Genomic DNA, 14,391 nt, shown 5'->3' with positions numbered 1-14,391 from the left:
TTGAATTACCCCCAAGAGCTCTCGTCAACCGCTGCGGCTGAGTTTGCCGAATTGATCGTTGACGGCATAACTGAAGTTGGACTGAAGCTCGGCGAGCGTCGGCTGCCCCCGATCCTTTTCCGACAGGATCGCCTTGTCTGCCGCGACGGGCCATTCGATCCCAAGCTCGGGATCGTTCCAGAGCAGGCCACGCTCGTGTTCCGCGCTGTAATAGTCGGTCACTTTGTAGGTGATGACCGTATCTGCCGCCAGGGTGCAGAACCCATGTGCAAAACCCGGCGGCAGCCAAAGCTGAAGGGCATTCTCGGCCGATAGTTCCACCGCGACGAACTTGCCATAAGTCGGCGATCCGGCACGGATATCAACCGCCACATCCAGGAATGCGCCGCTCGAACACGAGACCAGCTTGCCTTGTGCACGAGGATGGATTTGAAAGTGGAGACCGCGGACAGTTCCCGCCTCTGCCGAGTAAGACCGGTTATCCTGAACGAACGTGAAAGGACCTACTTCCGATTCAAAAAGGCTTTTCCGAAAGGTTTCCAGGAAATAACCTCGGGAATCGCCGAATTTCTTCGGAACCAATAATAAAACGTCCTCAATGATCGTTCTATCGAAGCGCACAGGGCCCCCATGATCCTGAAACTGCGGAATGTTTAGCCATAAGGGCACATGGGAATTAGCAGCGCAATTCAGGCGCGGCTCATCAGATCGGCGATGGATCGTCCAATAGCGGTAGTGAAGCCTACGCCCGCTATCTTCCGTCGTTCCGACGGCAAAAGTGTTGGGGGAACGAATACGGGCAGATCGACGCCGCGGTAAATCGTCGTCTGGGTGCTCGACCGAGATCACCCGTTCGGGACGAAAGTGTTACCTATGTCTCTGGAGTAAACCGTAACCCATGTGTCCAGAACGGACCGACACAGCTTGGCTGGGGCGCCTGGATTCGAACCAGGGATGACGGTACCAAAAACCGTTGCCTTACCGCTTGGCGACGCCCCACCATGACGGCGGTGATGATACCGCCCAGGCAATGCGGCTTGCTCTAGCAAAGCTTCATTCGGCGAGCAATCACAGAACGGTCGTTTTTTGTTAAATCTCATACTTTCATTGGCTTCGGAAATTTACTCGAAACTGGTGCGCCGCCGCCCCGCGCTCCGAATGCCAGCGTTCACCTTTCGCAAAGCCTGCGCTCACCCCGAAAAGGTTGATAGGTGCAGTCGGAGGCCCGGAAAGAGCGGTAGCTGCGGGAGCAGGCGGTGATATTGCAGGAGGGCGCCGCGCCCGGCTCGCCGGTTGCCAGACCCTTGTTCAGGTCGAAACCGGGAGCGGGCTCGGCCATTGCCGCGCGGATGAAGTCCCGCCAGATCCGGGCTGGAAGCGAGCCGCCCGTCACGCCTTTCATCGGCGTGTCGTCATCATTCCCGACCCAGACGCCGACGACCAGGGGCTCGGTGAAACCGACGAACCAGGCATCGCGATTGTTCTGGCTGGTGCCCGTCTTGCCGGCCGCGAATGTGCCGGGATCTGCGTCACGGCCGGTACCGCGTTCGATGACGAGCTGCAGCAGGCCAAGCAGGTCGGACTCGTAGGGCGACAGATCGATGGAGGGCGTTGTCTTTTCGCCCACCCTGAAAGTCTGGGATTGCCCCGATGCTCGAAAATCAACAATCCCCCATGGCTCGACCGGCGCCTTGCCGAGGCGAACCGACGCATAGGCGCTGGTGAGGTCGAGCAGGTTCACCTCCGATGTTCCGAGCGCCAGAGATGGGGTCGGCGCCAGGGGCGTGTCGATGCCGAGTTCCTTTGCTGCGGCGACGACGTTGTCGAGCCCGACATCCTGGGCGAGGGCGACCGTTGCGGCGTTCAGCGAACGGGCGAAAGCTTCGGCCAATGTGACCCAGCCGCGGTAAGCGCCGCCGGAATTTTCAGGCGACCACCCGTCGATTTCGATTGGTGCGTCGAGGACGCGGTCAAAAAGGGTCAGTCCTTTCTTCAGGGCGGCGTAATAGACGAAAAGTTTGAACGTGGAGCCGGGCTGCCGCATCGCCGTGACGGCGCGGTTGAACTGGCTCGTCTTGTAGTCGTGCCCGCCGACCATGGCGACGACGGCGCCCTCTGGCGTCATCGCCACAAGCGCCGCCTGGCTGGCGCCAAGCGACTTTCCGTCTTCGTCGAGAGCCTGTGTTATCACCTTTTCGGCAATGCGCTGAAGACGCGGGACCAGGGTTGTGCGTACCGTCGTCGAGCCTGGGGTGGCGCCTGCGATCTCGCTTGCCTGCGGCGAAATCCAGTCGGCGAACCAGCTTCCCGAACGGGGTGTCGGCGTCGTCGGGCGGAGCTTGCCAAATTCCGCCCTGGCGGCGGCTGCTTCGTCTGGCGTCAGCTTGGCATTGTCAACCATCGCGGCGAGCACAGTCGCTGTCCGTTGGCGGGCGCCCTCGATATTGTCGATCGGGTTCAACTGGCTCGGCGCCTTCAAGAGGCCCGCGAGTAGCGCTGATTCCGAGACGTTGAGGTCTCGGATGTCTTTGTTGAAGTAAATCCGTGCGGCGGCCGGCATTCCGGTCGCACCCGAACCGAGATAGGCGGCATTCAGATAGCGGGTCAGGATTTCCTGCTTGCCCAGTTTCCATTCCAGCCAGAACGCAATGACCACTTCCTGGATCTTCCGCTTCAGCGTCCGATCGCTTTGCAGATATTGCAGCTTGATCAATTGCTGGGTGATCGTGCTGCCGCCCTGGACCACCGAGCCTGCCTGAAAATTCCTGACGAATGCGCGGCCGATGCCCTGCGGATCGACACCGTAGTGGGTCATAAATCGCCTGTCCTCGATCGACAGGACAGCGTCGACGAGGGACTGCGGAAACTGATTGTAAGCTGCATATGGTCCCTGATACGGGCCTTGCCGCACAAGCGGCGCGCCATCCGCCGTTTCAAGCACGATGACAGGCTTCAGTGTGCCTGCCGCGATCTCCCGCCACGGCACGTCCTTCAAGGCCCATACTAGAACGCCCGCCATGACGAGGACGCAGGCAAATGATGCGAGTGCAGCCACGGTTATCCAGGACAACCGTCTTGACTGCCGGTTCTGCCTTGAAATTGGCCGCCAATGCCGCAAGGCGACCATTGCGGAGAGGGCTTTACTGCGGAGGCCTGAAAGGCGTTCCGCTGCCGGCCTGGATGTCGGGTCGGGTTCTCGCTTTTTCGGCCTTGTGTATTTCTCCCGAACCGTAGCGGCGGCGTTCCTTATCCAGAGAGAGCCCGATCGCCACGACGTTCCGAGATCCTGGCGGAGCGCGGTCAGCAACTCACGGACGGCGCGCCCGCTTTGCCCAAAGACAGGGGCAGAATGACCGCTCGTTTTCTGATCGTCTGGCGGTTCGCCCGGATGCAAGCCTTCTTCGTGAAGGTCGCTCGTTTCCGGCACGTCTTTTGGTGCCGCCTCTGTGTCAGTCATCGGCGCGGGCTCGCTGAGGGCACGTTCATCCGGTTTCTTCGAGCTGTCCTCAGGGCTGGTCATTCACTGCGGTGCGGTTGGTTCTCTTAAATGAAATAGTGCATGACAGCACAAAAGGAAGGTGCTGCCGCGCCTATCGGTGATCGAAGCCGTGACGCTCTACTCCCAATGAAGTAAGCGCGGTCAAATAGATAGACGGCGAAAGCCGTGTCACTATCGGATCTGCAAGTTTGATCTGCAAGCGGAGGAAAAGCATGAAAAAACGGGTGATGAGCGATCCGAACTGGCCGGAGCCGGTGATCGTGACGGTCGGGCGAAGGTCTCCGGAAATTATTCGAACTCCCGCAGAGGCCTTGATCTACCTTACCAACAAATGGCCTGGCGCGCGCAACGAGCGCTACAGGACGGCAACCGAATTCTGCTCGGCTGCGCTGCGCAGACAGGTAGACGCCGCATCTGCACGTGAGACGTTTCTGTCCGCCGCACTCGAAGCGGGAATGCTCCAATAAGCCTGATCTTTTGCGATACAGCCAATCTTCATGGACCTGTTCGCGGATGGATATAGCGAAGCGCCGAAATATCCCGGGCGGCCAGACGGCGGCTGTCGAGCAGCGTCGGTTGCAGACTGGGTATACGGGCCGGAAGCGGTAGGTCACCTGCCATAGCGCGGTGACCATGCCATGTCGTTCAATCCCTGTCGTTCATGGCCGCACGGAGCGTATCGTTGATGCGATCCTGCCAGCCGGGGCCATCTTCCTGAAAATAGGCGATCACGTCGCTGTCGAGCTTCAGCGACACGAGTTCCTTGACATTGGGTGGCGCCCGCCGCTCGACGGCTGGAGCCGGGGCAGCCTTCTTGGCCGGCGAGAACAGCGCCTCGGCAGCTTCGAGTGGATTGACGGGCCGGCGCGGGGGACGTGTCATGATGATCTCCTTGGTCAAAAAGGGGAGGGTGTTCGCCGTCGCAGTTCTGGCCTGCAGACGCGGCTCTTTTCCCGAACTATCAGCAAGCTTGGCGAAATAGCAATCGCGGAGCAGGGCGGTCAGCGGGAAGAGGCATTGCCAATCGGCATGTGGGCCGTACCGGCTCCGCAAACCTCGGAAACCCACTATGGGATTTCTGATCTTGGTCGTATAACCGTCCTCGATCCCGAGAACGCTCTCCCGAGCACTTCTGTTGACGCACGCCGTCTCCGTCGATCGTCCTCGGATCAGTCCCGTTCGACTGGCCTCCGGTCAGTCTGTCCAAGTCCGAAGCCCATCCGTCTCACCCAAGGAGAACGACCATGGATCGCACCGCCGTTGAAAACCGCCGCAAGGCATCGTTGAACACTCCCTCCGATCTGCCCTCCAACGCCACCGCCGATATTGCCGGTGCGCTTGCGGCGCTGCTTGCGGACACGTTCGCGCTCTATCTCAAGACCAAGAATTTTCACTGGCATATGAGCGGCCCGCATTTTCGCGATTACCACGTGATGCTCGACGAACAGGGCGAGCAGATTTTTGCCATGACCGACGCGATTGCCGAACGTGCCCGCAAGATCGGCGGCACGACCATCCGCTCGATCGGCCATATCGGCCGGTTGCAGCGCCTTCTCGACAACGACGCCGATTTCGTCACCCCGCGGGACATGCTTGCCGAACTGAAGGACGACAACCAGCAACTCGTGTCGTTCCTGCGCCAGGCCCACGAAGTCTGCGCCGAACATAACGACGTAGCCACCACGAGCCTGCTGGAAGTCTGGATCGACGAGACGGAACGCCGCGCCTGGTTCCTGTTCGAGACGACACGCGGCGCCGAATAAATCGGTCACCAATTGAAATCTATAAAGCCCCCCCCCGGCGGCAACGGCGTCGCTGCCGCCGATCGTCGCGATGACATCTCATCCATCGTTCAGAACCCGTACAGGCATTTCATGATTCAAGACTTCTCCTCCATCATCGACCGCTTCGGCATCGGCAGCCGCGGAAGTTCGGCTGTCGTGCATCAAGGCACCGGCTACTTCGCCGTCACGCCTCAAGCCCCCTATGACGGTAATTTGAGCACCGCCGAACAGACCCGGCAACTGCTCGCCAAAGCCGAAGCGCGGCTTGCCGAAATCGGCAGCGCCAAGCAGGGCCTGATCTTCTGCGCGATCATATTGGCCGACATGGACGGTTATGCCGAAATGAACGAGGTCTGGGACGCCTGGGTTTCGGGCATGGCTCCGCCCGCCCGGGCCTGTTTCGAGGCGCGGCTTGCCAATCCCAATCTGAAAGTCGAGATGATCATGGTGTGCGCTGCGGCATCGACCAAGGCGGAATAGCGGGCATTTCCGCAAGACCAATGCAGGTTTTGCATGGGTGCCCTGAGGCTTTGTTGCTTTTACAGGCAGGTGGGAAGGATTATATCCCTGTCATCGAACGACGCCGGAGCCAAGAACGGTTGCTGACGTCAGACAGTCTCAGGAAAGGGACCCGATCATGAACGTAGCACGCTCTTTCAACAACTGGCGCAAGTATCGTCAGACCGTCACCGAACTCGGCCGCATGACCAGCCGAGAACTGCAGGACCTCGGCATCGACCGCTCCGACATCCGCAACGTCGCCCGCGCAGCCATCGCTCGCTAATCCCGATATTGCTGCTTGGACCATGCACGACGCCCGCCATTGCCGCGGGCGTTTCTGCGTCAGAAGATGTTCTGCGCGCCAGACCTCTTTGAGACTTTCACTACCCGTTTGCAGGTATGCATTTTTCGTATAGCTGCACTGCAACATAATGACTATCAATAGTGCAGCATCGTTGTATAGTCATACTTATCGAAGCGATGCACCTCCTCCCGCAGAGCTTCGTGTTATCAGACGGCCCACTCCTCCTCCCAGGGACGTCTGTAGGAACGGCGGCACTCCTCCTCCCAGCCGCTGTTCGGTTCTTTACGGAAAGCCTGCCGCACCTCCTCCCGCGGCAGGCTTTTTCGTTTTGGGGCTGAGGGTTTTTCAGAATTCAAAATCGCGCGTTTAACCGAGGTCGCTCAGGTGGCATCCGGCGATGTCGATTCGTGCCTGAAAGTCGAAGACGCGGCGAGGCGATCCGTTGCCGCATCGCGGAGAAGGGGCACTCGCCGGAAAACGGTCTTCTACGGATTCTCACGGCAACCGAATCTCCATAACAGCCAGAATCGCAGCCATCATCGAAGCGCCGGAGGAGATGATTCGCGTCCGGCGCATCGCCCTGTCGATCTGCTTTTCCCTTCCTCGCTCCCGGTCTTCTCTTCGTCGCGAAGCCTATGTTGCCGAGGTGGACCTGGTGCAAGGGAAGATCGTAACGATCGGTTAAAACCAGGCCCTCCAAGGGGCTCTTGTTTACCAATTGTTAACCATATCGGGGCTAAAAAATGGTCACGATTTCTTTACGCAGATGACCAAAATGCTAACAGACGCTCGCGCTATCCGTATCAAGGGCCGTTCTTTTCTGGCGGTCGTGCTTGCTCCCGACCTTCCCTTCGACGACTGGCTTGTCAGGCTGGATGATCTCGCGGCGCGTTCCGCCGGGTTCTTTCTGGGCCGACCGGTCGTGCTCGATGTCACCGATCTGCCGATCGATCGCGCTCAGTTGAAAGAGCTCATCGCCGAGCTTGCCGGGCGCAGCGTCAATATCATGGGCATCGAAGGCGGCCGTCCTTCGATCCTTGGGCCAGGCATGCCTCCGGCACTCAAGGGTGGTCGGCCGGTCTCCGACGAAGCCGTCGCCAAGGAGCCGATCATCGAACTGCACAACAGCGAGCCGAAACCGTCGGTGCCGGAGATGCGTCCGACCTTGCAGTCCATCGTCATTCGCGATCCCGTGCGGTCGGGGCAGTCGGTGATCTTCCCCGAAGGTGACGTGACGATTATCGGATCGGTCGCCTCGGGAGCTGAAATCATCGCTGGTGGCTCGATCCACATTTACGGGACCCTGCGTGGCAGGGCCATGGCAGGATCGCTCGGAAACGCATCGGCACGCATCTTCTGCCGCAAGCTCGAAGCCGAGCTTTTGGCAATCGACGGCATCTACAAGATGGCGGACGACATGGCCCCCGGCCTTCGCGGACATTCAGTCCAGCTTTGGCTCGAAGGGGATTCGATCATGGCAGAGAAACTTATTTGAGCCGCAACCGGCCAGCAAACAGGAGAGCAAGATGGGGAAAGTCATCGTAGTCACTTCAGGCAAGGGCGGGGTTGGCAAGACGACCTCGACTGCCGCACTCGGAGCGGCTCTGGCCCAGCGAAACGAACGGGTTGTCGTCGTCGATTTTGACGTCGGGCTGCGCAACCTCGACCTCGTGATGGGCGCCGAACGTCGGGTCGTTTACGATCTGATCAACGTCATCCAGGGCGAGGCGAAGCTCTCGCAGGCCCTGATCCGCGACAAGCGCCTGGAGACGCTGTTCCTGCTGCCGGCATCGCAGACGCGCGACAAGGACAACCTGACGCCCGAGGGCGTGGAGCGGGTCATTACCGAATTGAGGCGGGTCTTCGACTGGGTCATCTGCGATAGCCCCGCCGGTATCGAGAGCGGCGCCACGCTCGCCATGCGCCACGCCGATATGGCTGTGGTGGTCACCAATCCGGAAGTCTCGTCCGTCCGCGACTCGGACCGCATCATCGGTCTGCTGGATTCGAAGACGATGAAGGCCGAGCGCGGCGAGCGGATGGAAAAGCACCTGCTTTTGACGCGTTACGACGCCAACCGCGCTGAGCGGGGCGATATGCTGAAGGTCGAGGACGTGCTGGAGATCCTCTCCATCCCGCTGATCGGCATCATCCCCGAAAGCATGGATGTCCTGCGCGCCTCGAATATCGGTGCGCCGGTCACCCTGGCGGACGCACGCAGCGCACCGGCCATGGCCTATTTCGATGCCGCACGCCGGCTTGCAGGAGAAGTTCTGCCGATCACGATCCCCGGGGAAAAGCGGGGGATATTCGGCAAGATCTTCGCACGGAGGGCCGCATGACCATATTCAACCTTTTCCGCAAACAGCGCTCCGCACCCACGGCCCGCGAACGCCTGCAGGTGCTTCTCGCCCACGAACGCTCGTCGACCGGCTCAGACCTCGTATCCTTGCTTCGCGAGGAAATCCTTGCGGTGATCGCCAAGCATGTGCAGGTCGACAGCGACAAGGTGCAGGTCAAGATGGACCGCGACGAGAACGTCACGATCCTCGAGATCGACGTCGAGATCCCATTGGGTGCCGTCAGCCAGGCTGCCTGAGCCGGCAGTATTCGGCAAACTCGAATTTTGAAACGCGGACAACCTGGTTGTCCGCGTTTCGTATTTCGCTTTCTCGCGCGAAGGAAGACTGGCGACGCGCTGAGTGGAAACGGCCGCCAATCCGGCCCGCTTGACAGGATTGCTGAAAACCGACAGTTATCGTCGTAATTCCGAGGGGGGCATCTTGACGATGCTGAGATGGCGGCGAGCCGGACCCTTGAACCTGATCCGGGTCATGCCGGCGTAGGAACGGAAATAGGCGTCGTCCGACGGCACTTTCTCTTCTCCGCTTCACCTGGGTCTCCGTGATTGACTGATCTGGAGATCGACCGATGACATCCATTCTTTCCGTTGTCCCCAACGGGTATCCGGCCGTCACGTGCAGGTTCGACGCGTAGCGTCATGCGTGCATCCCATGCGGTCATCGGCCTCGTCCTGCTTGTCGCCCTCTGGCAAGCCGGGGTCTGGCTGTTTGCTCCGCCCCGCTATATTCTGCCGTCGCCTGTAGCCGTCGCGTCCGCCTTCCTGCGGCAGCCTGGTTTCCTGCTGCAGAACAGCGCCGTCACGCTGATCGAAATCGCGCTAGGCCTCGCGATCGGCGCAGGCCTCGGCATTGCCACGGCCTTCGGCGTTGCGGCGCTGCCGCGGCTCGGCCGTCTCGTCTGGCCGATGGTGCTGATCCTGCAGGCCTTTCCCGTCTTCGTGCTGGCGCCGATCCTGGTTCTCTGGCTGGGTTTCGGGCTTGCCTCGAAAGTGGCGATGACGACGATCATCATCTTCTTTCCGGTCGCCTCCGCCTTTGCCGACGGTCTTCGCCGCACCGATCAGGAAATCCTCGACGCCGTCTCGCTGGAGGGCGCCAGCCATTGGCAGACGCTGGTGTCGATGCGCGTGCCGCTGGCGATCCCGAGCCTAGTTTCCGGCCTTCGGGTCGCCGCCCCGCTGGCGCCGCTTGGTGCGGTCGTCGGGGAATGGGTGGGCGCGTCCGGCGGGCTCGGCTTCGTGATGGTCCAGGCCAATGCCCGCATGCAGACCGACACGGTGTTCGCGGCGATGACCATACTCGCCATTCTCACTCTCATTCTAAGGCTTCTCATCGACCGGCTGACCGCCGGGCTCGCCCCGTGGGCCAGCGAAACCGACCCTTCATCTTCATCCGCATCAGGGAGTTCCGTCCGATCATGATCCGTATCCTCACCGCGTCCCTCATCGCGCTGGCAAGCCTCGCCGCGCCCGCGCCCTCGCAGGCGGCCGACAAGCTCAGCGTGCTTCTCGAATGGTTCGTCAATCCGGACCACGCGCCGATGGTGATCGCCCAGCAGCGCGGACTGTTCGCCGATGCCAATCTCGACGTCGAGCTCATCCCGCCGTCCGATGCCTCCGCGGTGCCGCGGCTGGTTTCGGCCGGCCAGGCGGATATCGGTATCCACTACCAGCCAAACCTCTATCTTGATCATGAGGCTGGCCTGCCGCTCGTGCGGTTCGGCACGCTGGTCGAGACGCCCTTGAACACCGTCACGGTGCTGGCGGACGGTCCGATCAAGAGCCTCAAGGATCTGAAAGGCAAAAAGGTCGGCTTTTCCGTCACGGGTTTCGAGGATGCGATGCTGAAGCGCATGCTGGCCTCCGAAGGGCTTTCCAGCGACGACGTGGAGCTGATCAACGTCAATTTCTCGCTGTCGCCGTCGCTGATCGGCGGCAAGGTGGATGCGACACTCGGCGGGTTCCGCAATTTCGAACTGACCCAGATGAAGCTGGAAGGCCATGCGGGCCGCGCCTTCTTCCCGGAAGAGCACGGGGTTCCTGCCTATGACGAGCTGATCTTCGTCACCCGCCGTGATCTTGCTGGCGACAACCGGCTGCCGCGTTTCCTGCATGCGGTCGAACAGGCATCGATCTACATCACCAACCATCCGCAGGAGGCCTGGCAGCTTTTCATCAAGGCCTATCCGAACCTCGACGATGAGTTGAACCGCACCGCGTTCTTCGACACGCTGCCGCGTTTTGCCAAGCGTCCGGCCGCACTCGACCAAGGCCGCTACCAGCGCTTCGCCGCCTTCATGAAGGAAACGGGGCTAATCAAGGCAGCGCCTCCGGTCTCCGACGTCGCGGTCGAAATCAAATAAGCCAAGTTGCTGATATCGTTTGATTTGAGCTCCGGGGTTCGCGTAACGTGATTTTCATGCCAGACAGGCTTTCCACGTTACGTGACCCGGAGTTTGCTTGACCATCGGACTTGCCCATGCGGAACTGATCGCGGTTCTGTCCGCCGTCACCGGCGACGAGCCGCGCGTGATGACGGTACGCTCGGGAGATGCGCTGCCGTCCGGCCCTTTCGAGCTCGGCCATCGCAGCCTGCAGGCCGGGCTTCGCGAATGGGTCGGCGACCAGACAGGCCATCCGCTCGGTTATCTCGAACAGCTCTATACGTTCGCCGACCGCGACCGCACCCATGAGGATGCCGAGGGGCGGACGATCTCGATCAGCTATCTCGGCCTCGTTCGCGAACAGGCCGCACCCGGCGCCGGAAAACCCGGCTGGCACGGCTGGTACGAATATTTCCCCTGGGAGGACCATCGCGGGGGGAGGCCGGAGATACAGGCGGCCATCACCGACCGCCTGCAGGATTGGGTCGCTTCGGAAACGGCGCGCCGCGAACACCGCCAGCGCCGCGTCGATTTTGCCTTCGGGCTAGACGGTGCCGCCTGGAACGAGGATCTCGGCCTGCAGCGTTACGAGTTGATGTATGAGGCAGGCCTTGTGACCGAGGCCGGTTGTCCGCCGGCCAAAAATTTCGGTCGCTCGATGTTTGCCGATCACCGCCGTATCCTGGCGACCGGGATCGCGCGGCTGCGCGCCAAGATCAAATATCGCCCGGTAGTCTTCGAACTGATGCCGGAGAGTTTTACGCTGTCGCAATTGCAGCGCACCGTCGAGGCGCTCGCCGGCCTGACGCTGCACAAGCCGAATTTCCGCCGGCTGATCGACCAGCAGGAGCTGATCGAGGAAACCGGGGAGGCTACCAGCGAGACTGGCGGCCGGCCTGCCAAGCTCTTCCGCTACCGTCACGCGGTCCTCGAAGAGCGTGCGCTTTCCGGTTCGAAACTTCCGCTTTCACGCAATTGACATAAACTCTAAACGAGAATATGTCTCTGCGCCGGATATACTCACTTCGAGTATAAAAGGAGTCGCTCATGAATTCCCCGGTTTCGGTTTCCCAGCTTTACGATCGTGTCAGCCGCGTCATCCCGAAGGCCGAGTGGATGAGCTACGAGGCGGATGTCGCCGCGATCCTGGAGCTCAAGCGCACCCGCAACGCCGTCATCCTCGCTCACAATTACCAGACGCCGGAAATCTTCCATGGCGTCGCGGATATCGTCGGCGACAGCCTGGCGCTTGCCCGCAAGGCGATCGACGTGGATGCGGATGTGATCGTGCTCGCCGGCGTGCATTTCATGGCGGAGACGGCAAAGCTCTTGAACCCGGGGAAGACGGTACTGATCCCGGACATGGCGGCGGGCTGTTCGCTGGCGGATTCGATCACGCCCGAGGACATCGCGCTGCTGCGGCAGGCGCATCCGGGCGTGCCGATCATCACCTATGTGAACACGTCTGCAGCGGTGAAGGCGGCGTCCGATATCTGCTGCACCTCCGGCAATGCCAAGCAGGTGGTGGAATCGCTCGGCGTTCCGAAAGTGCTGATGATCCCGGATGAGTACCTAGCGCAGAACGTGGCGCGGGAAACCAATGTGGAGATCATCGCCTGGCACGGCCATTGCGAAGTGCATGAGCTGTTCAATGCGCAGGACGTCCGCGATCTGCGCGAGGCGCATCCGGGCGTGGTGGTGCTGGCGCATCCGGAATGCCCGCCGGAAGTGGTGGCCGAGGCCGACTTTGCGGGATCGACCGCCGTCATGTCGGACTATGTCGGCCAAAAGAAGCCGGCCCGCGTCGTGCTTCTGACCGAGTGCTCGATGAGCGATAATGTCGCCGTGCATCACCCGGATGTGGAATTCGTGCGGCCCTGCAATCTCTGCCCGCACATGAAGCGCATCACGCTCGCCAACATCCGCAAGGCGCTGGAGGAAAACCAGCACGAGGTGACCGTCGATCCGTCGATCGCGGTTGCCGCCCGCCGCGCCGTCGAGAGGATGCTCGCCATATGACCGAGATCCTGGACCATCTCGCCGGCCGCGTTGCGATCGTCGGCAGCGGTCTGGCGGGGCTTGTGACGGCGCTGACATTGGCGCCGCAGCCCGTCGTCCTGATCACCCGCGCCGCCTTGGGTGCGGAAACGTCGAGCGCCTGGGCACAGGGCGGCATTGCCGCAAGCCTCGGGCCCGACGACAGCGCGGACCTGCATCTGGCCGATACGCTCGCAGCGGGTGACGGACTTTGTGATCCGGCTGTAGCGGCTTCGATCCTGAACGAAGCCCCGAACGCCATCGCCATCCTGGAAAAATTCGGCGTGCGTTTCGACCGGGCCGGCGATGGCTCGCTTTCGCTCGGCCTGGAGGCTGCCCATTCGCGCCGCCGTATCGTGCATGTGGCGGGCGACGGCTCGGGTGCGGCGATCGTCCGGGCTCTGGTCGAGGCTGTCTCCGCAACGCCGTCGATCACGGTGCTGGCCGGTGTCGAGGTGCGGCGGCTTCTGACGAACGGCGGCGCGGTGTCCGGCCTGCTTTGCGCGACGGGCAAGGGCGCGATCATCCTGCCGACCTCGCGGGTGGTTCTCGCGACCGGCGGTCTCGGCGGGCTCTATGACGCGACCACCAATCCGACCGGTAATTTCGGGCAGGGCATAATGCTCGCCGCGCGTGCCGGCGCGATGCTGGCGGATATGGAATTCGTGCAGTTCCATCCGACAGCGCTCGATTCCCAACGACGGCCGCTGGCGCTGGTGAGTGAAGCGGTACGGGGGGAAGGGGCGGTGCTGGTCAACGAAAAGGGCGAGCGTTTTCTCGCCCGCGAACCGGGCGCGGAACTTGCTGCGCGCGATATCGTGGCGCGGGCTATCAGCGCCGAGATCGCCCGCGGCGGGCGTGTCTTTCTCGATGCCCGGCCGGCGCTCGGAAGCGGTTTCTCCAGCCGTTTCCCGGCAATCGACGCACTCTGCCGGGAGGCGAGTGTCGATCCCAATTCCGACCTCATCCCGGTTCGTCCCGCCGTTCATTACCACATGGGTGGTGTGGCGACGGACGGAAACGGCCGCAGTTCCGTGCCTGGCCTCTGGGTGGTCGGGGAGGCGGCTTCGACCGGCCTCCACGGCGCCAACCGGTTGGCCAGCAACTCGCTGCTCGAAGCGGCCGTTTTGGGCATGCGGGCCGCGCAGGATCTCTCGGCAACCTCCGCTGAAATGCCTCACCGGGTCGCCAATGCCGAACTGCCGGTGCCGGCGGATATTTCCGCCGTGCGGCCGATCGTGTCGCGGCATCTCGGTGTACTCAGAAATGCCGGTGCCATCCATGGTGCGATCGCCAGCCTGCTGCCGCTCGTCGAGGGCGAAGGATTCGCTGCCGATCCGGCCATCGTCGCGCTGCTGATTGCAGTCTTCGCCTCGCTGCGAAAGGAATCCCGCGGCGCGCATGCCCGCACCGATTTCCCATTGAAGTTCGCCTATGCGGAGCGGCGGCAGATGTGCTTCGCCGACGCGCTGGAGATCGCCCGCGCGACCGCCTCCCATCCCCTTGCCCGGAGTGCCTGA

15 protein-coding genes, 1 tRNA gene and 1 riboswitch are annotated in these 14,391 nt (G+C 61.7%); of the genes, 12 read left to right on the top strand and 4 right to left on the bottom strand.

Annotated features, from left to right (window positions below; translation table 11 throughout):
- Nucleotides 1-24: 24 nt before the first annotated feature.
- From rfbC to AC1D3C_RS10975, 3 genes are all read right to left on the bottom strand, one after another.
- The gene (rfbC, locus tag AC1D3C_RS10985; RefSeq protein ID WP_477482898.1) at nt 25-621 is read right to left on the bottom strand and encodes a dTDP-4-dehydrorhamnose 3,5-epimerase; all 597 of its coding nucleotides are present in this window, start codon (nt 619-621) and stop codon (nt 25-27) included.
- Between the two features lie 304 nt (nt 622-925).
- Nucleotides 926-999 (bottom strand) — tRNA-Gln (locus tag AC1D3C_RS10980).
- A 169-nt stretch (nt 1,000-1,168) separates the two neighbouring features.
- On the bottom strand, nt 1,169-3,019 hold the full coding sequence (locus tag AC1D3C_RS10975) for a PBP1A family penicillin-binding protein (RefSeq protein ID WP_477483013.1): 1,851 nt from the start codon (nt 3,017-3,019) through the stop codon (nt 1,169-1,171).
- Nucleotides 3,020-3,711: 692 nt separating this feature from the next.
- On the opposite strand from AC1D3C_RS10975, the gene AC1D3C_RS10970 reads away from it, so the two are divergent.
- The gene (locus tag AC1D3C_RS10970; protein ID WP_038543958.1) at nt 3,712-3,966 is read left to right on the top strand and encodes a DUF982 domain-containing protein; all 255 of its coding nucleotides are present in this window, start codon (nt 3,712-3,714) and stop codon (nt 3,964-3,966) included.
- Between the two features lie 178 nt (nt 3,967-4,144).
- Here AC1D3C_RS10970 and AC1D3C_RS10965 read toward each other — a convergent pair whose 3' ends face one another.
- Nucleotides 4,145-4,381: a BrnA antitoxin family protein gene (locus tag AC1D3C_RS10965; protein WP_477482897.1), complete on the bottom strand. Its 237-nt coding sequence runs from the start codon at nt 4,379-4,381 to the stop codon at nt 4,145-4,147.
- Nucleotides 4,382-4,743: 362 nt separating this feature from the next.
- Between AC1D3C_RS10965 and AC1D3C_RS10960 the strand changes: the two genes are divergently transcribed.
- From AC1D3C_RS10960 to AC1D3C_RS10910, 11 genes are all read left to right on the top strand, one after another.
- A complete protein-coding gene (locus AC1D3C_RS10960) occupies nt 4,744-5,262 on the top strand; it encodes a Dps family protein (RefSeq protein ID WP_038543954.1) in 519 nt (172 codons plus the stop codon).
- Nucleotides 5,263-5,373: 111 nt separating this feature from the next.
- On the top strand, nt 5,374-5,763 hold the full coding sequence (locus AC1D3C_RS10955; protein WP_038593626.1) for a RidA family protein: 390 nt from the start codon (nt 5,374-5,376) through the stop codon (nt 5,761-5,763).
- Between the two features lie 157 nt (nt 5,764-5,920).
- Entirely contained in the window at nt 5,921-6,067 is a 147-nt protein-coding gene (locus AC1D3C_RS10950) for a DUF1127 domain-containing protein (RefSeq protein ID WP_477482896.1), read from the top strand.
- 787 nt (nt 6,068-6,854) lie between these two features.
- Entirely contained in the window at nt 6,855-7,583 is a 729-nt protein-coding gene (gene minC, locus AC1D3C_RS10945; RefSeq protein WP_038543950.1) for a septum site-determining protein MinC, read from the top strand.
- Nucleotides 7,584-7,614: 31 nt separating this feature from the next.
- Nucleotides 7,615-8,430 (top strand): septum site-determining protein MinD, encoded by an 816-nt coding sequence (minD, locus tag AC1D3C_RS10940; protein ID WP_477482895.1) that lies wholly within the window; start codon nt 7,615-7,617, stop codon nt 8,428-8,430.
- Nucleotides 8,427-8,687 (top strand): cell division topological specificity factor MinE, encoded by a 261-nt coding sequence (gene minE, locus AC1D3C_RS10935; protein ID WP_477482894.1) that lies wholly within the window; start codon nt 8,427-8,429, stop codon nt 8,685-8,687. Before minD ends, minE begins: the two co-directional genes overlap by 4 nt.
- Nucleotides 8,688-8,850: 163 nt before the next feature.
- Nucleotides 8,851-8,954, top strand: a riboswitch (TPP riboswitch).
- Between the two features lie 135 nt (nt 8,955-9,089).
- The gene (locus AC1D3C_RS10930) at nt 9,090-9,872 is read left to right on the top strand and encodes an ABC transporter permease (protein ID WP_477482893.1); all 783 of its coding nucleotides are present in this window, start codon (nt 9,090-9,092) and stop codon (nt 9,870-9,872) included.
- Nucleotides 9,869-10,813 carry an ABC transporter substrate-binding protein gene (locus AC1D3C_RS10925; protein ID WP_477482892.1) on the top strand — a complete coding sequence of 315 codons (945 nt, stop codon included), beginning with the start codon at nt 9,869-9,871 and terminating at the stop codon, nt 10,811-10,813. The genes AC1D3C_RS10930 and AC1D3C_RS10925 overlap by 4 nt, the downstream gene beginning before the upstream one ends.
- Nucleotides 10,814-10,910: 97 nt before the next feature.
- Nucleotides 10,911-11,813, top strand: a complete 903-nt coding sequence (locus AC1D3C_RS10920; protein ID WP_247138530.1) for an NUDIX hydrolase — start codon at nt 10,911-10,913, stop codon at nt 11,811-11,813.
- Between the two features lie 68 nt (nt 11,814-11,881).
- Nucleotides 11,882-12,853, top strand: coding sequence for a quinolinate synthase NadA (nadA, locus tag AC1D3C_RS10915; RefSeq protein WP_255761674.1), 972 nt, complete (start codon nt 11,882-11,884; stop codon nt 12,851-12,853).
- The gene (locus tag AC1D3C_RS10910; protein WP_477482891.1) at nt 12,850-14,391 is read left to right on the top strand and encodes an L-aspartate oxidase; all 1,542 of its coding nucleotides are present in this window, start codon (nt 12,850-12,852) and stop codon (nt 14,389-14,391) included. The genes nadA and AC1D3C_RS10910 overlap by 4 nt, the downstream gene beginning before the upstream one ends.

The sequence above is a fragment of the Neorhizobium sp. P1_A6 genome (genome assembly GCF_056406795.1).
The sequence above is the reverse complement of the archived record's forward strand: the minus strand, read 5'-3'. Positions and strand labels throughout refer to the sequence as shown.